Source organism: Cytobacillus stercorigallinarum (assembly GCF_014836495.1).
GTDB lineage: Bacteria > Bacillota > Bacilli > Bacillales > Cytobacillaceae > Cytobacillus > Cytobacillus stercorigallinarum.
Map to the genome: position 1 here is coordinate 168,037 of NZ_JACSQT010000005.1, position 20,451 is coordinate 188,487.

Below are 20,451 nucleotides of genomic sequence, written 5' to 3' on the forward strand. Positions count from 1 at the left end.
CTAAATGATCTATTCTCTTTATCGTTCATTTTACCTATTCCTTACTCATCTCATTTTTATCTACAAAATTTATTGTCGAAATAGTCAATTTCGTTATAAAGTGACTACATTTGTGGAATAACGTCTTGTTTTGATATCTTTTGTCAGCCGGCAGGAAAAGACGGGTTATGATGCGGAATAGCTAATTATACGGAATTTATTATGTAGTTCGGAATCCCCTTCCGAAACATGAAAAATTACACTATGATGAAAGGGAGTTATTCATGAATCAAATTATGCAAGCATATACCATTAATGAAGTATCTAAACAGTTAAACATTCCGCCGGGAACATTAAGACAGTGGGAAAAAGATTTAAAGGATATATTAGTGATTCCCCGCTCTAAAAATGGGGCAAGATATTATACAGATGAAGAAATTAGCTTACTAGATACCGTTAAAAAAATGCGTAATCAAAATTTAAGTCAAAAAATGATTCGCAGATTACTGAAACAACATCTTGATTCAAATGCTATGACAGATCAACAAGAGAGCCCCCTAGAAACTTCATTGAATCCTATACTACATGAAGCAACAACTAAGCAAGATCATCACCCTCTCAATATCGAACAGCTATCTATGGTCATGACACAATTCCAAGACCATTTATTACAAGAGATCAAGCAAGAATTAAACACGAGCTTTAAAAAAGAAGTTGTAGACGAAATGAAAATGGAGCTTTCCAAAAATTCGCTTCATACAGTTAAAACAATTTCTGACTCCATATATAAATCCAACGAAAAGACGAAAGCAGAAATTCAAGAAATGACTGACGAATGGAAACATGCTTCAAAACAAAGCTCCGGAGCACTCGAAACCTTGTCAAAAAGAGTTGCGAAGCAGTCGAAGCGAACGACAGACCAAATGCACTATATCACGAACAAAATAACCGAATCTTCAGAAGCATCCTCTGAAGAGTTCAAAACAATGATTCATTATATTTCTAGCTCTCAAGAATTAACAGGTACAGAGTTTAGCAATGAAATAAATGAATTAAAAGAAAGTATGAATGCCGATCGCGATATTTATGTCGAAACAATGAGAAAAGAACATGAAGAATATTTACATCGATTACGCGAACGAGAAGACGCATTCCAAGATATGATGCTGTCTTTCCGGGATGCAGCAGCGAGTAAGCAAGAAAAGAAATGGTGGCAAAAGTGGAAAAAATAAATTTGTAGGGGCGAGTATCCCCTCAATATAAAGGGGTTTTTATCAAATGAAAAATCAGCAAAAAGCGCATAATGTGGATGAATTATTAGTTACAATGGACAATAATCATCATCGTGTAGATTTTCGCCTAGATGAACTCGAATCGAAAATGGAGATGTTAAAAAGAAAGTTAGAAAAATTTGAACACAAAATGCAAATGCTTAAAGACTAATTACACCTGATAATACCCTCTAAAAGAGTATTAACTTATAATAAACGTTAATACTCTTTTTCTTCGTTCTTATGTTATTCTCCTAAAACGCCCCCATGTATTCAGTATGATCATCTCTCCATTCAATGACTTTTCCTACTATCGTTTTCTTTAAAAGAAACTATATTTTCCTAAACAGATTATGTTATTCTGTAAATAATAGGAAATATATCCTTATGGAGAATTATGGATAAGTCGAATGAGTTGTTACCTATGTTTAACGAGACTATAATTTAGGCAATAAAGAGTAGTATCAAGGTTAGAAAGGAATTCTATTTTGAAAAAGATTAGTATATTTTTCTTAATATGTTTGCTTATTTATATAAGTTGGCCGTCAATTAGTGAAGCTCTTGGGGATAAGACCAACGAACACTTGAAACAAATTCAATCATCTATTGAAGAAAAAGATGTTCAAGGCTTTACAGAAGAAGCTGTTAATGCTTTTAATCAAATGATCATAAATTTCGAACAATGGATTCAGCCTTCACCTAATGACTATTCTGCAGAGGAAGATGAATCAGTCGAGAAGCCCACATTATCTGAACCTGATAATCAAACAGTTTCAGTCTATAATTTTGAAATCGGGGAGGAGAAAACTGAAGTTGAGAATACATTAGGATCCCCTCAAAGAATTACATTAAATGAATATGGTAGTAAATGGCATACTTATCATGATAATTATCATCATTTCATCATGATTTCTTACGATGAGAATGATTTAATTAATGGCATCTATACGAATCAAGATTTAATTACTTCTAAAAATGGCTTTCAAATGAATATGACAAAAGACGAAGTAACAAAGATATTTGGGGAACCGATAAGTTCTATTCGGAAAGGTATAACCAACTATCAATATGCAACCGATAATAATTATGCACTTTATGAAGTCGATGATAGTTATTTAACGGTTTTCTATGATATTCATGAAAATAACCAAGTAACAGCTATTCAATTAATTTCTAAAGAGCTAGAACTTAAAAAGGTTGGCTTCTATGGTGAAAAAAGTGCAGATTTAAAGGAAGGTTTTGAATTCCAGTTATTTGATTTAACAAATGCTGAGCGCGTTAATTATCGTTTACCTACACTTACTTGGGATGATCCCGTAAGACAAACAGCTAGAGATCATAGTGCTGATATGGCTGTTAATAATTATTTTGGTCATGATAACTTAAAAGGTGAATCGCCATTTGACCGGATGAATGCTGATGATATTCTGTTCCGAACAGCGGGCGAAAACTTGGCCTATGGCCAATTTAGTAGTATTTTTGCCCATGAAGGCTTGATGAATTCTGCTGGACATAGGAAAAACATTCTTAAAGAAGATTACCAACTTCTTGGTGTTGGTGTGGCATTTAATGACGATAATCAGCCTTATTTCACAGAAAATTTTTATACGAAAAGATAAGCATGCAGGAATGCTCTGGCATGCCCTTTTTCATGCAACAAACCATTTAACATATCTATTCACTTCCAGCGTCCCTACCGCCAAAAGTTTAAATGAGTTTTTGCCTTAATGATCGTACCAGGTTACATTTTAATGACCGGATGATTCATTTTAAAAGCAGATAATTTCATTCATGTAAGAGAAGTTGCTACAATATGTACAGATACTAAAAAGAAAGTAGCTGAAAACGATGTCAACGATAAAATATTCTGTTTTAGATTTAGCACCAGTTCTTGAAGGTGGGACACCTAGTGAGTCATTAGCGAACTCGCGTGATTTAGCCAAACATGTAGAAAAGTTAGGTTATACGAGATATTGGTTGGCCGAACACCATAATATGCCGGGTATTGCTAGTTCAGCGACATCAATTGTCATTAGTGATATTGCCCGCGCAACCAATACGATTCGAGTAGGATCTGGGGGCATTATGTTACCGAATCACTCTTCTTTAGTGATTGCTGAACAATTTGGTACGCTCGAAACACTTTACCCAGGAAGAATTGATTTAGGCTTAGGTCGTGCGCCAGGTACTGATCAACTTACTGCGGCGGCATTAAGAAGAACACGACGAACAGATGCCGAAGATTTCCCTCAACAAGTGGAAGAATTGAGAACTTATTTTGATCCTTCCCGCTCTGAACAGCCATTACCAGTTAGAGCGGTTCCAGGGGAAGGCTTGAATATTCCAATATGGTTACTCGGTTCAAGTGGTTATAGTGCGCAACTAGCTGGTCAGTTAGGTTTACCATTCTCTTTTGCTAGCCATTTTTCACCAGACAATACACTACCAGCAATTGATTTATACCACCGGAGCTTTAAACCATCTGATGTATTAAAAGAACCTTATGTAATGGTTGGGGTGAATATCATTGCAGGGGAAACAGACGAAGAAGGACAATACCTTGCAAGTTCTCTTTACCAAACTTTCTTAGGTATGATGCGTAATAAACGTGGAAAGATGTTGCCTCCTATTGAGAATATGGACGAAGTTTGGACACCTATTGAGAAACAATTATTACAACAACAATTAGGTTCTTCTATTATTGGTGGTCCCGAGACAGTGAAAGAGAAGCTCGAAATATTCCTTGGCGAAACCGGAGCAAATGAGATTATCGTCAATGGTCAAATCTATGACCATGATAAAAGAAAAGCATCTTATCAGCATGTGGCAGATGTAATGAAAGAAATAAATGCTTAAGAACTTTGATTATCGATAGCAAACAAACTGCTTGAAATCTAGTTACCTGTTTGCTTTCGAAGCCTTTGTTCTTTTTAAAACGCGGATAGCACTTCGGAATCTGCGTTGCAGGGATGAGGTACGAAGCACCCTTCCTCATCCCTCTTTTATTATTTTTCACTCTCTCTTCTTGGTGGTACACTTTCGTTAAGTATGTATATTATGAATGATGATTTTTGCTATACAACTCTACAAATTGCACAAGCATTGCTCATTCCTCAGCTTTTCCCGCAGCACATCTCCCTTCCGGACACTTTTTCTAAGCAAACTCTAGTTATTTCCTTCTCACTTCATTGCCTATCAAATTTCACTACCATCAGCCTTGTTCGCTATAAACGAAACACGCTAACTAGTGAAAGACTTGATTCACTTCTTATCTTCTACTTTAGAAAGTGAGTCAATTTTTGCTTCAGCTAAGCGGCGATAAAGGTTGCTCATATGGACCAATGAGTTAATCATTAATACCTCTTTCATTTCATTGTTAGGTTGGGGGAATTTTTCATTGTAGTTTTGAGCAATCGATTGCTCCATCCATTCAATATTTTCATTAAATTGTTCTTCATTCTCATTTATCATGTCTACATACATTTCATAAACGTCTTCTATATTCCCCTTATCTCTTTGCACTTCCTGATTTAGACTGTCTAACGTTGTTTTAATGTCCTGTATTGATAAAATGCCTTTCAATTGATAAATAAGGCTCATCGTTAATATATGTTCTTTACTGTAGCGTTTATTTTTAATGGGAGGTAATAATTTTCCTTTGGCATAATTATTAATCATTGTTTTTGTTAAAATCTTCTCATCTTCATTTCGTTTATAAGAATGGTAGTTTTGTTCAAATAGTTGTATAACTTGATCCATATATAAAGCGATAGAAGGAATATCTTCCATGCGAATAGGCTTTCCTTGTCTGATTCTTTCTTGTTTTTCCATCATTGATCCCTCATTATTTTTCTTATTATCATACATCCTATCACAAAGAATGTAAATGTTGACTATATATTATAGTTAGTAGTAATATTATATGTAGTATTAAAAACTACTTATAATATTACTAGGGGTGTTATCATGTCGTTTATAAGAGAACCCATCAATAGCTTAACTCATTTCGTTGGCGCGATATTGTCATTTATTGGTTTACTGGCGCTAATCATCAAAGCATCATTACATAACGGAACAAATATTGCCATATTCTCCGTTACTTTTTTCGGCATTAGTATGATGTTACTTTATCTTGCTTCCTCCACCTATCATGGGGTGATAGCAAAAGAAACAGTTATTGCTTTCTTGAGAAAAATTGACCATTCCATGATTTTCGTCTTAATTGCTGGTTCTTATGCACCTTTCTGTTTAATAGCACTTGATGGCGTATTAGGGATCAGTTTATTTGCTTTCGTTTTAACGACATCCATTCTTGGTGTATTATTTAAAATGGTCTGGTTTAGTTGTCCTAGATGGTTATCTACCTTTTTGTATATTATGCTCGGTTGGGTTATCATCATCGCCTTCCTCCCATTAAGTGAAGCATTGAGTACAGCAGGGCTCATATGGTTAATTCAAGGAGGCGTCTTTTATACAATTGGTGGCGTTATTTATGCGGTCAAACCTAAATTTATGGAATTTAAACATATGGGGTTTCATGAGATTTTTCATATCTTTATCTTATTAGGTACGCTTTGTCACTTTATTAGCGTATATGTTTATGTTCTTTAATTAGATGAACATTGCAACGGATTTAAAAAGAGAGGGCTAAATGAGACAGATGTTTACTTACTCATTTAGCCCTTCTCTATTTTTTATTTAATTAACTTTTTCAATAGCTTTAATGACTTTTCGCTCGGGTATCGAAATGGAAAATCCATTTTTGTTGTTTGTTTTAAGACGCTTTTATAATGCGTGAATGCATCAAAACTTGCCCGTCCATGATAAGAGCCAATCCCACTATTGCCTACACCACCAAATGGTAAATGTGGTGAGCTTAAATGCATCACTGTATCATTGATACAACCACCACCGAACGAAAGGGATTGCAAGATTTTTTGCTGGACTTTTTCATCTTCTGAGAAAAGATAAAGTGCTAGCGGTTTCGGTTGTTCTTTTATTTTGGTAATGACATCATCTAATTCCTTATAAGACAATACTGGAAGAATTGGACCGAAAATCTCATCTTGCATAATCGGGTCTTGCCAATTAATTTCGGTTAAGATGGTCGGTTCGATCAGATGATTTGATTGATCCACTCTCCCTCCATAATAAGATTGACCATTTGTTAAAAATGTAGAAAGCCTTTTAAAATGCTTCTCATTGACGATCTTTGTATAAGCTGGATTTTCTATCGCATTCTCTCCATAAAGACGTTCGATCTGAACTGTGACTTCCTTAAGAAACTCAGCCTGAATATCTTGATGGACATAAACAAAATCGGGTGCTACACATGTTTGTCCAGCATTCAAGAATTTCCCCCATACTAACCTTTTTGCCGCATGGTTTATTTGGGCGTCGTGATGAATAATTGCTGGACTTTTTCCTCCCAGCTCTAGCGTAACAGGTGTTAAATGATTAGCGGCTGCCTGCATAATGTTTCGACCAACTGCTACACTTCCGGTAAAGAAAATATGATCCCAAGATTCTTCTAATAAGCTTTCACTTACTTCCACGCCTCCTTCCACAACTGTAATATACTCAGGCGGAAAATGCTCCGCGATAAGTTGCGCAATTAAACGAGAAGTGTGAGGGGTTAATTCAGAAGGTTTGATGACTGCTGTGTTCCCTGCCGCAATCGCACCAATTAGTGGGGCAATCGCTAATTGAAAAGGATAGTTCCATGGTGCAATGATTAATGTATTTCCATATGGCTCAGGATAAATCATGCTTTTTGAACCAATCGTAGTTAATGCTGATTTTACTTTTGCAGGTCTCGCCCACTTTTTCACATGTTTAATGGTAAATTTTATTTCCTCTAACAAGACTGCAATCTCTGTTAAAAAAGAATCAAAAAATGATTTCCGTAAGTCTTTTTGCAACGCCTCGGCAATGCTAGTTTCGTTATCCTTAATTAAATCTCTTAATGTATATAATGCGTCCACTCGGTATGTAAGAGCTTTTGTTTTACCCGTATGAAAGAATGCTTTTTGCTGTGCTAAAATATTATTGTCCATGCTCTTCCCTCTTTCTACTTTCAATGTTATGTCTCCTGCAGGAAAATGGTTTTACTTTCTTGAATATATACTAAAAAATGAGGTGAATCCTATGCGCAAGAAACTGCCAATTTTAATTCTTCTATTTGCTGTCCTTTATATATTTTTTATACCTGAGCAACCGACAGCCATGAAGATCTTTTTTAAATTAGTACCGATGCTTCTTATTATTCTATACACATATCGCAATCAGCAAGAAAATAAACCTATTCATTACCATTTTATTTTTTTCGGTCTTATTTTTTGTATGTTTGGTGACGGCTTACTCATATGGTTTGTTGTGGGACTAACTGCATTTTTAATCGGCCATATTTTCTATACAATAGGTTTTTTTAAGGTTTGGAACTACTCTTTAGCAAGGTTTCTTTCTTTTATCCCTATTCTTGCTTATGATATCTTTATGAGTTCGAAGTTTATTACAGCCCTAAATTACCGCAACGAAAATGAATTAATTATACCTGTCATCCTTTATATCGCCGTCATATCAATGATGTTTTGGTCCGCCATTATGTCAGGGCAACTGTATGCCATAATTGGTAGTTTTCTCTTTGTTATTTCTGATAGTGTGTTAGCATGGAATAAATTTATTTCGTCCGTTCCTTTTTCAGGAAGTATTATTATGATTACCTACTATACAGCACAATTTTTAATAGCTTTTAGCTTGTTTCATTTAACAGTAAATCAAGTGAAGAAACAAAAACCGAATACACCTATTCCAACAAAAGGATAATTTTTGAAATTTATGCTAAAATAAAGAGATAACCTAAATTGGGCAATCGCATAGAATGACAATAGGCAAATGTTTTTCTTTCCCTTTTAGGCTTATGTTTATCTTACCATTGTAGAAGGAGGATACCAGTATGAACAAGAAACAACATTCTTTTCATTCACAAGATAATGGCGAAAATCAGGAAAATGAATTAGAGACAGTTGAGACAGCTGCTGAAAGAATTGAAAGAAAACCAGAATTTGATACGTTCGGGACGGGGTTAAATGGTTACGGAAATTAAGAACAAAAAAAATGATGGTGATTCATTTTCATATTGAATCACCATCATTTTTTATGCAGTAGCCTCTTCTTGCGTATTTCGACCCTGTTTCTTTTTCTTCACTGGCATTAAGCTTCTTTCCAACCAACCCATTATCACATCAGCAATTACTGCCATCAATGCTGTTGGAATAGCACCAGCTAATATGATTGCCGTTCCGTCTTGCGCATTCGTTCCACGCATAATAATATCGCCAAGGCCCCCAGCCCCAATAAAAGTACCTATTGTTGCAATACCAATTGTAATGACTAATGCTGTTCGAAGCCCTGCCATAATGACAGAAAGGGAAAGCGGTATTTCTACCATTCTTAATATTTGCCATTTTGTCATACCCATTGCTTTACCGGACTCAATTAAAGTATGATCGACATTCCTAATTCCTGTATAAGTATTCTTAATAATTGGCAATAAGGAGTAAAGGAATAGTGCAAAAACGACTGTATTTGTTCCTAGGCCCATTACAAGCATTAATACTGCCAGCATGGCGAGTGCAGGAATCGTTTGAATGACATTTGCTAACGAGAGAACTACACTACTTAAACGCGCATATCTCGCTATTAAGATGCCAACCGGAATACCCACTATCGCTGCAAATAATACCCCGTAGGCTGACATTAGAAAATGTCTAAAGAACTGTTCCCATACATAAGAACCGTTATTTATAAAATACGTCAGTAAGTCAGAAATCAAATCCATTTATGCCACCCCCTATTCCTTATCACGGAAATAATTATTTTCTTCTAAAAATTCTTCAGCAATAATTGCCGGTTCTCTTAATTCCCCGTCTGCTGCATAATTTAATTCTTGCATTTTTTCTGTACTTATTTCTCCTATTAATCTTTCTAATAATGGATCAAGTTCAGGATACTTCTCTAAAATTTCTTTACTCGCAACAGTAGATGAATCATATGGTGGAAAGAAATTCTTATCATCTTCTAATACTTTTAAATTAAAGGCTTTTATACGCCCATCTGTCGTGTAAGCTAAAACGACATCCATATCTCCTGATGCCGCTGCTTGATAAACAAGTCCAATTTGCATAGGATACACATTCGAAAAATCAAAGCCATATGTTTCAACAAAACCATCATATCCATCTCCTTCACGATTCAACCATGAAGTATCTACACCGAAATTTATTTCATTTGCTAACTTCTCTAAATCAGATACCGTTTCCAAATTCTCTGCTTCTGCTAATTCAGCTGTTACGGTAAAGGCATACGAGTTGTCAAATCCAAATGAATCATACCATTTTTGATTATATCTCTCGCTAAACTCTTCTTGGACTACTTCCATTGCCTTATTAGGATCCAGTACCGGCTCCATTCCTAAAGCTCCTGCAATATCTGTCCCTGTATAGCGAGTGGCTGATATATCTACATCATTTCTCACCATTGCCTGATGAAGCACAATAGAAGACCCAAGATTATTAACCATATTGACACTGAGATCAGTTTCTTCTTCAATTAACTGTTTAATTATTTGACCGACAATTTGTGATTCAGATGTAGCCACTGTTCCAATTGAAATTGAATCTTCACTCGATCCGCTTAAACCAGGAAGTGAACAGCCTGATAATAAAAGAGTCATAGTTAACATCATCGTCATGAAGATTTTTTTGCTTTTTATCAAACTAATCACCACCTTATGCTGTTTTTTTGTCACGCATTGATTTAGGCGTAACCTTATATTCTAACTTTCCAAGTATTAAATCAACGATTAATGCGAGTATCGTAACTGGAATCGCCCCTGCAATAATAAACTCAGTTTGGTATAAATTTAATCCACTAAAAATAAAATCACCTAAACCGCCTGCACCAATAAAAGCAGCTAAAGTAGCCCAACCGATTAAGTATACAGTCGATACACGAATACCAGCCATTATAACAGGGATGGATAATGGTAATTCTACATATCGAATTCTTTCCCATCCAGTCATGCCCATCCCACGCCCAGCTTCTAATAAGCTTTTATTAACATCCTTCACACCTGTATAAGTGTTTCTTAAGATAGGCAGGACTGAATAGAAAAATAAAGCAATAATGGCAGGAACTTTTCCAATTCCAAAAATAGGAATAAAAAACGCTAAGATTGCGAAACTTGGAATTGTTTGAATCATGCCAAGCACAGCCATTACTGGTGATGCGGCTTTTTCGAATCTTGTCAGAAGTACACCTAAAGGGACTGCTACAATGATACCTAGAACTGCAGCGATCACTGATATATATAAATGCTCCCAAGTTTTGATCAATAATTCCGTACCGTTATTATTTAAAAAATCCATTATGGCACTCATCTACATCTCTCCCTTCTACTGTGCACGCTCCAGCTCTTCGTCTCCCCAGATAGAGTCATAAACGATATCAACTAAGCTTGTTCTTGTCACTATACCGACAAGATGTTTTTGTTCATCTACAACCGGCACATATTTCAGCCCTTTCTTCAATATTTGCCTGATCGTATCACGTACAAGGGCATCTTTTTGCACAGAAAATGTATCCGGGTTTAGAATATCTGCTACGCTTTTTGCTTTTTTTCTATTTTGATCAATGGCTTCTACATCAATATATCCTTCTAAAACCCCTTCTTTATCAATAACCAATAATGAGTCTACGCGATTTGTTTTCATAACAGTGATCGCATTAGATAACTGCTCATCACTTGTAATCGTGACAGGATGAGCATTCATTATTTGCTCAACTGTTGTAATGTTTGGTTTTGCTTGCACTAATCTTTCTTTTCCGATAAACTCTTCGACAAATTCATCGGCAGGCTCTCGTAAAATTTCCTCAGGAGTCCCACATTGTACAAGCTGTCCATCACGCAAAATGACAATTTTATCTGCTAGTTTAAGAGCTTCGTCCATATCATGCGTAACAAAAACGATTGTTTTGTCTAATTTCTTCTGCAAGTTTTTAAATTCATCTTGTAGGGCATCTCTCGTAATCGGATCGAGTGCACCAAAAGGTTCATCCATTAAGATTAACGGCTGATCAGCGGCTAACGCTCTCAAGACACCAATACGCTGCTGTTGACCTCCACTCAGTTCATGAGGATATCTCTCCAAATAATCCGGAGTCATATCAACGAGAGAAAGAAGCTCCTCTGCCCGTTTTTTTCTTTTTTCTTCTGGCCACTTTAAAAGCTTAAGCACAAGAGAAATGTTTTCTTGAATGGTCATATGCGGAAATAGACCAATTTGTTGGATGACATAACCGATTTCTCTTCTTAGCTTTACTGGATCTTTCTCCATAATATCCTCACCATTAATGAAGATTTTGCCTTCAGTTGGTTCGATTAAGCGGTTGATCATTTTCATTGTTGTTGTCTTCCCACAACCACTTGGCCCAATAAATACAATGAACTCACCTTTTTTAAATTCTAAATTCAGATTAGAAACAGCTATTTTGCCGCCCTTATACTTTTTTGACACATGCTCAAATTTCAGCATTTATAACACCCCCGTTTTTTTTCCTCTACCGCATAATACCCATTTCACCGTAAAATGAATCTTCTTATCAGACTTTTTACTTACTTAATATAGTATATTATAAACTTTATAAAATAAAAAGTTTACAAAGTGTACATATTTTATAAAAAATAGTTAAAATAAATATTGTATAAAGTTTTTACTCGTTATATCTTATAATAGCTACGTAATCATACGAATTACTCTACAAAGTATGATTATGTAAATTTTTTCAAATATGGTACATTGTCATTAACTAAATGATCCTTATATTGAAAGGGTGATTGGATTGAGCGAAAGTTTAGATCATATTGAATCTATTTTTGTTGATAGAATAGCGGATAATATGAACACGTATGGTGTGTCTTCGACTGTCGGCAGAGTGTTAGGGATTATTTATATGCACCGAAAACCGATGACACTTAGCGAATTATCGGAAGCAACTGGCATGAGCAAAACAAGAATGAGTCAAGTAGTAAGAGAAATGGTGGAGCTAAATATTGCGGAAAAAGTATTCGAGAAAGGCATCCGTAAAGACTTATACAACGTAGAACAAGACTACTACCAAACGTTCGTATCACTATTCACTTCCAATTGGCAAAAAGCGATACAAAAAAACAAACAATTTGAAAAGAAAATAAAAGAAGAACTTCATAATATCACATCAAAAAAGGAACTTACGATCGAAGATGAATTAAAGATAAATGACTTATTGGCTGAAGCAAAGGAATGGATGGAATACTACAAATGGTTGGCTAATCTTGTGGAATTTTTTGAAAGTGGTGAAGTATTTAAACATGTACCGAAGCCATACTAAAAAAACGGCATGAAACTTTTCTTAAATATTTATTGTAAAGTTTGTCCTTTCTTTTCATATATATAACATATCCAACCATTACTAAAGGTTAGGAAAAACAATTAAATGGGGATTGTTATATGTTAACTGGACTGATCATCATTTTTTTATTTGTCTTATTTCTGCCCTTTATTTCAAAAGTAGTCGAAGAGAATTTAGAAATATTTCTTTTCTTTATGGGCGTTCTAGCTGTTTTTATTAGTCAAGTCTATACGGAAGCATTATTTTTTAAAGCAGCAATTGCACCAATTAATATCGCTATAGCGGTTTTTATTGCAGGTGTCTTATTCAAGTGGTTTCAGCGTGGATTGCAAAATTCAGTCGTCTATGTTAGTGAACGTGTACCCTTTTGGTTTTTTATTTTTTTCACAGTGATCTTTTTAGGACTAATTTCAAGTGTTATTACTGCTATTATTGCCGCACTCATTCTTGTCCTTATCACTTCTTCCCTTACACTACATAGACGGTCATTACTCATTTTTGTTGTTCTTTCCTGTTTTTCTATTGGTTTAGGGGCATCTTTAACACCTATTGGTGAACCACTTTCCACAATTGCTATTAGTAAATTGAATGAGGATTTCTTTTTCCTTATCAATTTAGTTGGTAAAGAAATTCTAATTGCCCTATTATTCTTCGGCTTACTAGCCGCTATTTTAGTTAAGCCACCTAGTCAAACAGATAAATTCAGTAAAATGGGGCAAAATGAAGCAGAAGGATACGGTGAAATAAGTATCCGTTCATTAAAAATTTATTTCTTCGTCATGGGGTTAACATTTTTAGGGGCTGGATTTGAACCTTTAATTAACCAATATTTAATCAACCTCACACCTTCAGCTCTGTACTGGATAAATATGCTATCTGCAGTACTTGATAATGCGACATTAGCTGCTGCGGAAATTAGCCCTTCTATGAGTGATCAGACCATTCAAGCGATATTACTCGGTCTTTTAATCAGCGGTGGAATGCTTGTTCCCGGCAATATCCCGAATATTATTGCAGCCGGTAAATTAAATATTACTAGTAAAGAATGGGCGAAAATCGGATTACCTATCGGACTCGTATGTATGCTTGCTTTTTTTATTGTGCTATTGTTTATACAATAACCATTTGTATGTCTATCTTTCTGGCAAAACGCTGATGATTTATATTATTAAAACTTCACATAATAGAGGAATAGCGGAGACAAATTGAATCGTAAATGTCTCCGCTTCAATATTTGTAGATGAATAAAAATTTGCGAATAACTAAGATAAAGGAATTATATTGGTCTAATTATTAAGTAAATTCTTTTCAAGGATGATTTTATGTAGGCCCTTTTCATTTGTATAAGTATGAATAATGTCAAACCCACTTTTTATATTCAAAATCAACATATTTCGCCACTTATACATTGTTTTTGTCTGTACAATATGAAAACCATTATTTCTTAAATACTGATGTTGCTTCTTCATTAGCATTGATGCAATACCTTGTTTTCTATAATTAAAATCTATTCCACCTAGCCAACTATAAAACTTCGTGCGATCAATGGCATACCCAATCTTATATCCGATTGTTTTCTCGCCATCCTTTGCAATTATAACCAACAATTTAGATTGACGCTGCATGTGGCTAATCAAAGAATCTGAGGTTCCAAAAATGTCTTTATGAAGTTTCAAAATATCATTTAACACTTTTGCTTCAGGGGTTGTATTGTAAACAATATATTCATATCCCATAGATACCTTTTCTCCTTCTAAACATTTTATATTGAAATTTGCCTGCCATAAACAGACAAATGTATCCGACATTACAAATGCAAACAAAAAGAAGGGATATTTCTTCATACAGAAACAGCTCGTATGGACATGTTGATCCTCTTCTTACATTAAGCTAGATCAAATAAGGAGTGTACAACCGTGTCATTTCTGCCAACAGTCGTTTCGGCTTGGGATAATGAGTTCATAATTGCTTCTTCTGTTACTTCTGCTGCTGCTACAAATAGATCATTCATAATCGAATGATCTTCTCTTAAAGTTTTCATCGTATTCAAATAAGCTGATTGTTGATGCTTTATTGTATTTGCAGTAGAAAAAGCGATCACAATATCTCCACTACCATGACTATAATGGCTCCCCGTCCTTCCCAGTCCAATTCCACATCTTTTAGCAACTCGATGTAATTGCCGATCACTTAAAGGAGCATCTGTTGCTAATACAATAATAATCGAACCATCAGCTGTTTTATCTAACGCTAAAGGAGGATTTACGCTGTTTTTAAAATAGCGTTCAAAAGGGAATTCAGGTTTTCCTCCGAAATTACTTAAGACGAGACATCCTACATGAAAGAATGTTTCGTCATTTATTGACAATTTTCTAGAAGAGGTACCGATCCCTCCCTTATAGCCAAAACATATCATCCCCTTCCCTGCACCAACTGCACCTTCTTCCACTGGATTTGTTGAAGCATGCGAGATCGCTTCCATCGTATCTTTTGGCGTAACAACCATTTCTCTTATTGAATTCAGTAAACCATCATTACACTCTCCGGTGACGATATTAATCGTCCCTGTTGTATCTCCAATGTCTTTATTCTCTTGTAACATATATTGTAGGGTACCTTGTGTAACAGCCGGGACTGAAAATGTATTGGTTAACATAATGGGCGATTCTATCTGTCCTAATTCATTTACTTGTACCAACCCCGTTGTTTTACCAAAACCGTTAATAACATATGATGTCGCCACTACTTTTTCTTTAAATAAATTACCACCATGTGGCAAAATTGCTGTGACACCTGTACAGGCATATCCTGTTTCCGTCTTTTCATCAATGGTTTTATGACCAACTCTCACCCCTGGAACATCAATCAAGCAATTATTTTTCCCTGTAGGTATCCTACCAATGATTATTCCTCTGTCTCGTATTTTCAATCCTTTTCTCTCCATTTCTTTCATTACCAAAAAAGCAACCTTCCTCGAAGAAAGGTTGCTTTTTTTTATTCATTTGTTAACTTATTTAATTCATCAGTTAATGCCATAAATCTCTCTTCATTTCTTTCTTCAAGAGCGTTATCAATTTCTTGGCGGAGCTTTTTCATTCTGAAGTCAAGTATAGCCTTATTTAACACTTGTTCCGCTACGACTGAGTATTGGTTTTCATCGGTTTGGACTGTTGAGTTAAGCGTGTACTTTTCCATTTTGAAATCAACCCCTTGACCTTTTTTCTATTATAACAAAAAATTTCAGATAATTCAATTCTTAAATGAAATTAATCTTATACACTATTTTTAATAGTTGTTAATATAAATATTACCCAGTAATATCTTGAGATAAACCTTTTTAAAATAGTTTATCCACTTCCTTGCAAATATAATTTTCTTTACTATAATGGATATTTAGGGAATCAAAATATATCTATTGGTATATATATTTGTAAACGAGGTGGGGTATTTGGATCAATCAACAAATTCATTACAAAAAGAAAGAATTTGGACAAAGGATTTTACATTAATTTGTTTTGCAAACTTCTTTGTATTTTTAGGTTTTCAAATGACATTACCAACATTGCCTTTGTTTGTCGAAGAACTTGGTGGCAATGATCAATTAATCGGATTAGTCATCGGGATATTCACCTTTTCATCGCTTATTATGCGCCCTTTTGCGGGACATGCATTGGAATCAAAAGGCAGGCGATTTGTCTTTCTTATCGGACTCGCTGTATTCGTTCTTTCCGTTGGCGTCATTGGCTTTATTACGAGTATTGCCTTTCTACTCATACTCAGATTAGTTCAGGGATTAGGCTGGGGATTCTCTACAACAGCATCAGGGACTATCGCAACAGATCTTATTCCACAGAAAAGACGGGGAGAAGGGATGGGTTACTTTGGTCTATCAGGTAATCTAGCGCTTGCATTTGGTCCTACATTAGGATTAGCACTTATTGGTAATATTAGTTTTACCTCCTTATTTCTTATTTGTTCTTTATTAGGACTCGCTGCTTTTATCCTTTCATCATTCATAAAATATAAGGAAGTTGACCATACTGCTAGTGTTGTAGAGAAGAAAAAGTTTGATGTTTACGAGAAATCCGCTCTCCCACCTTCCATATTAATCTTCTTTGTTACCGTTACATTTGGAGGGATTGCTACATTTCTACCTATCTATTCATTACAAAAAGGGATTGATGGAATTGAATGGTATTTCTTTCTCTATGCTTTAGCTCTACTCATCAGCCGTACTTTTGCAGGTAGAATTTATGATAAAAGAGGGCATCAAGCTGTATTTATTCCAGGTGTGCTCCTTATTATTGTAGCCATGCTTCTACTCGCATGGTTACCAAGTAATGCGATTCTATTTACCGCGGCTATTTTATACGGTTTTGGTTTCGGTACCATCCAACCAGCTCTGCAAGCTTGGTCTGTTAAAGAAGCACCAATTAATCGAAGAGGAATGGCCAATGCCACATTCTTTTCCTTTTTTGATTTAGGAATCGGTATTGGATCAATTATGTTTGGACAAATTGCTTTTTACTTAGGATATAGCTCTATCTACATCGTCGCTGCCATTTCAGTTGTTGTTTCTTTATTCATCTATATTGGCATGTTATTACAAATGAAAAAGAACCGCTAACTATGTTGCAAGAAAAAAAGAACCTAATAGAAAAACCCGAAAAACATTTTCCAATTGTGTTTCAAATGCTTTTCGGGTTTTTAATGATGGTTTAACCAAAAACTACCAACTTCAAGATTAGCCCCCCTGCATGGGACTGTCTCTTTTCTTCGTCACACTGCCTCTTTCCTCTCATTCAGTCTATCCTTTTCTTCAACTTTATTGATAATCATCCCAAATAAAGCCGCTAATATTTGTTGAAAAAGCATGCCAATAACAACGGGCACAGCTACTGGCGGTGGGAAATAAGCAACGGCTAAGACAGAGCCTGCACTAATGTTACGCATCCCACCATTAAAAGTAATCGCAATCACTGCTTCTCTATCTTTCCCTACTATTTTTCTCGCAATTAAAAAGGCTACTAAATATCCCGTAAAGGCTATAAAGAAAACGATGACAACTAATGCTAATAAGCGTAAATCAAAGGCTGTCAAGTAAGATGATACAACCGCACTGTTAATCATTACAACAGTAGCCATACCTATTTTAGAAAATGGCGCAAGTCTTGCACTAAGTATGTTTGAAACCTTCTCTTTTGTGATTGAATTAACAATCATTGCCAAAATAGATGGAATGACAATCATCATGAATAACCCACTCACCATGCTTATGACATCCATTTCCACCTTTGCCCCTACTAAGAGCTTTAATGTAAGTGGAACGAGTATTGGTGATAATAATGTATCAACGAGAATAATCGTTAACGTCAATGGAATACTGCCTTTATAAATGGAAACCCATATTAAACTAGAGATGCCCGTAGGTATTGCCATCATTAAGATTAAACCAGTAATTGTATAAGTATCATTTGGAAAAGTGATATGACCAACAGTAAATGCCCACAATGGCATAAAAATATGTAGAACAAATAAGACGATAAATAGTGGCAAAGGGTGGGTGATCGCTTCTTTCATCGATGTAAAATTTGCCTTCAAACTACCTGCGAATGTCATAAACGCAAAGATCCATGGGATAAGATGATCTAGGTTTTTTAAATAGACAGCAAAGCATATACCTAATATGACACTGGTAGGAGTGATCAAGGGCATCATTTTATCTAACTGACTGTTTATTTTCGTTAATATCATCCCTCACTCCTTTCTCTTTTTATACAGATATATTTTAACACTTTTTAGCAATGATTTTTCCGATAAAATAAAAACGTAATATTATGCATTATGAGCACAATATTACGCTACCCTTGATTATTCACACGAAATTTCCTGTAAAGTTACATGATAGTCGCCAATTTCACCTTCACGATACAGGTTTGTTACTGATGTATAATATTGAATAATTTTGGCTTTCATTCTAAGATTATTCGCCGGCACTTGCACATCAAAGTTTTCTTCATATAAAAGCACGGCAACATCATGATAGTTCTCACTCGTTACTTTAAAGTCTATGGCAATTTGCTTTAAACCATTTACAGATGTTTCCTTAAATTGATTAATAGGTAATAAATAATTGTTTAATTGAATCTCTTGAACCATTTTCATCTACTCCCTTTCTTTCATTTATTATTCTAGCAAATAATGAGGGGAGGTTATATTGTTTTGCTTACTTCATAAACACATTAAACCATCCATCTTTTTTCCAGATAAAAAAAGTTAATTAAATGAAATAAAAATCTACTCAAGTCATGACTCCGCTTACATTTTTGCGCATACATTTAACTCCTATGGAAAAAAGCACCGGCATGCTAACTATAGCAGCCAGTGCAAAGTATAATCAAAGTTTGTTTATTTGCTCTGTTAACGTATCAACTAAAAGATCAATATCACTTTCAGTTATATTTAACGGTGGCGCAAGTGTAATTATATTATTATATCCTGCCACAGTTGCTCCGTTTTTACCAATTAATACCCCATTGTCTTTACATCCGGAAATTATCTTATTCACATACTCCACCGCTAACGGTTCCTTCGTCGCCTTATCCTCTACTAACTCAATACCGATTAATAAACCTTTTCCTCTAACATCCCCTACATAAGAATGATGTTGCAGCTTTTGACGTAATGTTCTCTTTAGCGCTTCACCGGCCGTTTTTGACCGTTCGTACAGCTTCTCATCTTCCATAATCTCTAAGTTTTTCAATGCTAAAGCGCAAGCAGCAGGGTTACCTCCAAAAGTATTCACATGGCGAAAGTAATCATATTCTGCTGTTCCTTTGAAATAATCATAGATTTCTTTTTTCACTGCGGTAGCTGATAAAGGTAAATACGCACTTGTTATCCCTTTTGCCATCGTAATAATATCTGGTGACACTTCATAGTTCATAAATCCAAATGGTTCACCCGTGCGACCAAAGCCATTAATGACTTCATCACTAATGAGCAATGCCCCGTGCTTCTCACAAACCTCTTTTACACCTTTCATATAGTTTTCTGGTGGCATAATCACTCCGCCACCTGTAATAATTGGTTCCATTATGACAGCTGCCACAGTCTCATTTAGCTCCCACGTCATTACCTTATCTATATCCTGTACTGATTGCAGCTTAGTAGGTGCCAAGGCTTCATCTTCCGGTTGGCGATACATATCAGGTGGTGCGACGTGAATAAATCCAGGTGCGAGCGGTTCATATTTATATTTTCTTTGCGCCTGGCCTGTTGCTGCAAGTGTTGCCATCGTATTCCCATGATACCCACGATACCTAGAAATTATTTTGTAGCGTTCATGTTCTCCCTTTTGCTTATAATACTGTCTAACGATTTTAAATGCGGTTTCATTCGCTTCTGACCCACTATTTGAAAAGAAGAATACATAGCCGCCACCGAGCATTTCATTTAGTTTTTCAGCTAACTTTATCGCTGGTGTATGACTTTGTGATAAAGGAAAATAAGCCATCTCTTTTAATTGTTCGTATGCTGCTTCTGCGAGCTCTTTTCTACCATAACCTGTATTCACACACCATAGCCCTGCCATTGCATCTAAATAACGATTACCTTCATGATCAGTAACCCAAGCACCATCTGCTTTTTCCGCTATAATTGTGCTATTAGGGCTAAATGGTTTCATCGCATGCCAAACGACTTCTTCATCTTGCTTAAGCAATCCCTTCTCTTCCTTAATTTCAGCCAT

Annotated in this window: 22 protein-coding genes; 10 read left to right on the forward strand and 12 right to left on the reverse strand. The window is 35.5% G+C overall.

The annotated features are described in order from the left end of the window. Positions 1–263 precede the first annotated feature (263 nt). The 4 genes from H9655_RS12270 (at position 264) to H9655_RS12285 (ending at position 4,106) form a co-directional block, all read left to right on the forward strand. Complete coding sequence (locus H9655_RS12270; protein WP_191814340.1) at positions 264–1,211, forward strand: MerR family transcriptional regulator; 948 nt, start codon at positions 264–266, stop codon at positions 1,209–1,211. 46 nt (positions 1,212–1,257) lie between these two features. After that, the gene (locus H9655_RS12275; protein WP_191814342.1) at positions 1,258–1,422 is read left to right on the forward strand and encodes a hypothetical protein; all 165 of its coding nucleotides are present in this window, start codon (positions 1,258–1,260) and stop codon (positions 1,420–1,422) included. A gap of 349 nt (positions 1,423–1,771) precedes the next feature. Further along, positions 1,772–2,869: a CAP domain-containing protein gene (locus H9655_RS12280; protein WP_225230609.1), complete on the forward strand. Its 1,098-nt coding sequence runs from the start codon at positions 1,772–1,774 to the stop codon at positions 2,867–2,869. 229 nt (positions 2,870–3,098) lie between these two features. Further along, on the forward strand, positions 3,099–4,106 hold the full coding sequence (locus tag H9655_RS12285; RefSeq protein ID WP_191814344.1) for an LLM class flavin-dependent oxidoreductase: 1,008 nt from the start codon (positions 3,099–3,101) through the stop codon (positions 4,104–4,106). A 405-nt stretch (positions 4,107–4,511) separates the two neighbouring features. Here H9655_RS12285 and H9655_RS12290 read toward each other — a convergent pair whose 3' ends face one another. After that, entirely contained in the window at positions 4,512–5,081 is a 570-nt protein-coding gene (locus H9655_RS12290) for a DUF1836 domain-containing protein (RefSeq protein ID WP_225230610.1), read from the reverse strand. A gap of 132 nt (positions 5,082–5,213) precedes the next feature. Here H9655_RS12290 and trhA point away from each other — a divergent pair, with 132 nt between their 5' ends. Next, entirely contained in the window at positions 5,214–5,861 is a 648-nt protein-coding gene (gene trhA, locus H9655_RS12295) for a PAQR family membrane homeostasis protein TrhA (RefSeq protein WP_449757705.1), read from the forward strand. A gap of 83 nt (positions 5,862–5,944) precedes the next feature. Here trhA and H9655_RS12300 read toward each other — a convergent pair whose 3' ends face one another. Further along, a complete protein-coding gene (locus H9655_RS12300) occupies positions 5,945–7,306 on the reverse strand; it encodes an aldehyde dehydrogenase (RefSeq protein ID WP_191814350.1) in 1,362 nt (453 codons plus the stop codon). Between the two features lie 91 nt (positions 7,307–7,397). On the opposite strand from H9655_RS12300, the gene H9655_RS12305 reads away from it, so the two are divergent. Beyond that, a complete protein-coding gene (locus tag H9655_RS12305; protein WP_191814352.1) occupies positions 7,398–8,075 on the forward strand; it encodes a lysoplasmalogenase in 678 nt (225 codons plus the stop codon). Positions 8,076–8,205: 130 nt separating this feature from the next. Continuing rightward, a complete protein-coding gene (locus tag H9655_RS12310; RefSeq protein ID WP_191814354.1) occupies positions 8,206–8,355 on the forward strand; it encodes a hypothetical protein in 150 nt (49 codons plus the stop codon). Positions 8,356–8,406: 51 nt separating this feature from the next. Here H9655_RS12310 and H9655_RS12315 read toward each other — a convergent pair whose 3' ends face one another. The 4 genes from H9655_RS12315 to H9655_RS12330 are packed head-to-tail and all read right to left on the reverse strand — an operon-like array spanning position 8,407 to position 11,845. Beyond that, positions 8,407–9,090: an ABC transporter permease gene (locus H9655_RS12315; RefSeq protein WP_191814356.1), complete on the reverse strand. Its 684-nt coding sequence runs from the start codon at positions 9,088–9,090 to the stop codon at positions 8,407–8,409. A 12-nt stretch (positions 9,091–9,102) separates the two neighbouring features. Beyond that, positions 9,103–10,023: an osmoprotectant ABC transporter substrate-binding protein gene (locus H9655_RS12320; protein WP_404826095.1), complete on the reverse strand. Its 921-nt coding sequence runs from the start codon at positions 10,021–10,023 to the stop codon at positions 9,103–9,105. A gap of 16 nt (positions 10,024–10,039) precedes the next feature. Next, positions 10,040–10,690: an ABC transporter permease gene (locus H9655_RS12325; RefSeq protein WP_191814358.1), complete on the reverse strand. Its 651-nt coding sequence runs from the start codon at positions 10,688–10,690 to the stop codon at positions 10,040–10,042. Between the two features lie 15 nt (positions 10,691–10,705). Then, positions 10,706–11,845, reverse strand: a complete 1,140-nt coding sequence (locus H9655_RS12330) for a betaine/proline/choline family ABC transporter ATP-binding protein (protein WP_191814360.1) — start codon at positions 11,843–11,845, stop codon at positions 10,706–10,708. Positions 11,846–12,152: 307 nt separating this feature from the next. On the opposite strand from H9655_RS12330, the gene H9655_RS12335 reads away from it, so the two are divergent. Further along, a complete protein-coding gene (locus tag H9655_RS12335) occupies positions 12,153–12,680 on the forward strand; it encodes a GbsR/MarR family transcriptional regulator (RefSeq protein WP_404826094.1) in 528 nt (175 codons plus the stop codon). Between the two features lie 119 nt (positions 12,681–12,799). Continuing rightward, positions 12,800–13,822, forward strand: a complete 1,023-nt coding sequence (locus H9655_RS12340; protein WP_191814362.1) for a DUF1646 family protein — start codon at positions 12,800–12,802, stop codon at positions 13,820–13,822. A gap of 165 nt (positions 13,823–13,987) precedes the next feature. Here H9655_RS12340 and H9655_RS12345 read toward each other — a convergent pair whose 3' ends face one another. The 3 genes from H9655_RS12345 to H9655_RS12355 form a co-directional block, all read right to left on the reverse strand. After that, a complete protein-coding gene (locus H9655_RS12345; protein WP_191814364.1) occupies positions 13,988–14,437 on the reverse strand; it encodes a GNAT family N-acetyltransferase in 450 nt (149 codons plus the stop codon). 149 nt (positions 14,438–14,586) lie between these two features. Then, positions 14,587–15,654, reverse strand: a complete 1,068-nt coding sequence (locus H9655_RS12350) for a DmpA family aminopeptidase (protein WP_225230623.1) — start codon at positions 15,652–15,654, stop codon at positions 14,587–14,589. A gap of 41 nt (positions 15,655–15,695) precedes the next feature. Then, positions 15,696–15,896: an IDEAL domain-containing protein gene (locus H9655_RS12355; RefSeq protein WP_191814366.1), complete on the reverse strand. Its 201-nt coding sequence runs from the start codon at positions 15,894–15,896 to the stop codon at positions 15,696–15,698. A gap of 253 nt (positions 15,897–16,149) precedes the next feature. On the opposite strand from H9655_RS12355, the gene H9655_RS12360 reads away from it, so the two are divergent. Then, on the forward strand, positions 16,150–17,328 hold the full coding sequence (locus tag H9655_RS12360) for an MFS transporter (protein WP_225230611.1): 1,179 nt from the start codon (positions 16,150–16,152) through the stop codon (positions 17,326–17,328). A 152-nt stretch (positions 17,329–17,480) separates the two neighbouring features. On the opposite strand, the gene H9655_RS12365 is transcribed toward H9655_RS12360, so the two are convergent. The 3 genes from H9655_RS12365 to H9655_RS12375 all read right to left on the reverse strand — a co-directional run bounded on the left by H9655_RS12365 (position 17,481) and on the right by H9655_RS12375 (position 20,451). Then, positions 17,481–18,455, reverse strand: a complete 975-nt coding sequence (locus H9655_RS12365) for a bile acid:sodium symporter family protein (protein ID WP_191814369.1) — start codon at positions 18,453–18,455, stop codon at positions 17,481–17,483. A gap of 117 nt (positions 18,456–18,572) precedes the next feature. Beyond that, a complete protein-coding gene (locus tag H9655_RS12370; RefSeq protein WP_191814371.1) occupies positions 18,573–18,860 on the reverse strand; it encodes a DUF3219 family protein in 288 nt (95 codons plus the stop codon). A 238-nt stretch (positions 18,861–19,098) separates the two neighbouring features. After that, positions 19,099–20,451 carry an aspartate aminotransferase family protein gene (locus tag H9655_RS12375; protein ID WP_191814373.1) on the reverse strand — a complete coding sequence of 451 codons (1,353 nt, stop codon included), beginning with the start codon at positions 20,449–20,451 and terminating at the stop codon, positions 19,099–19,101.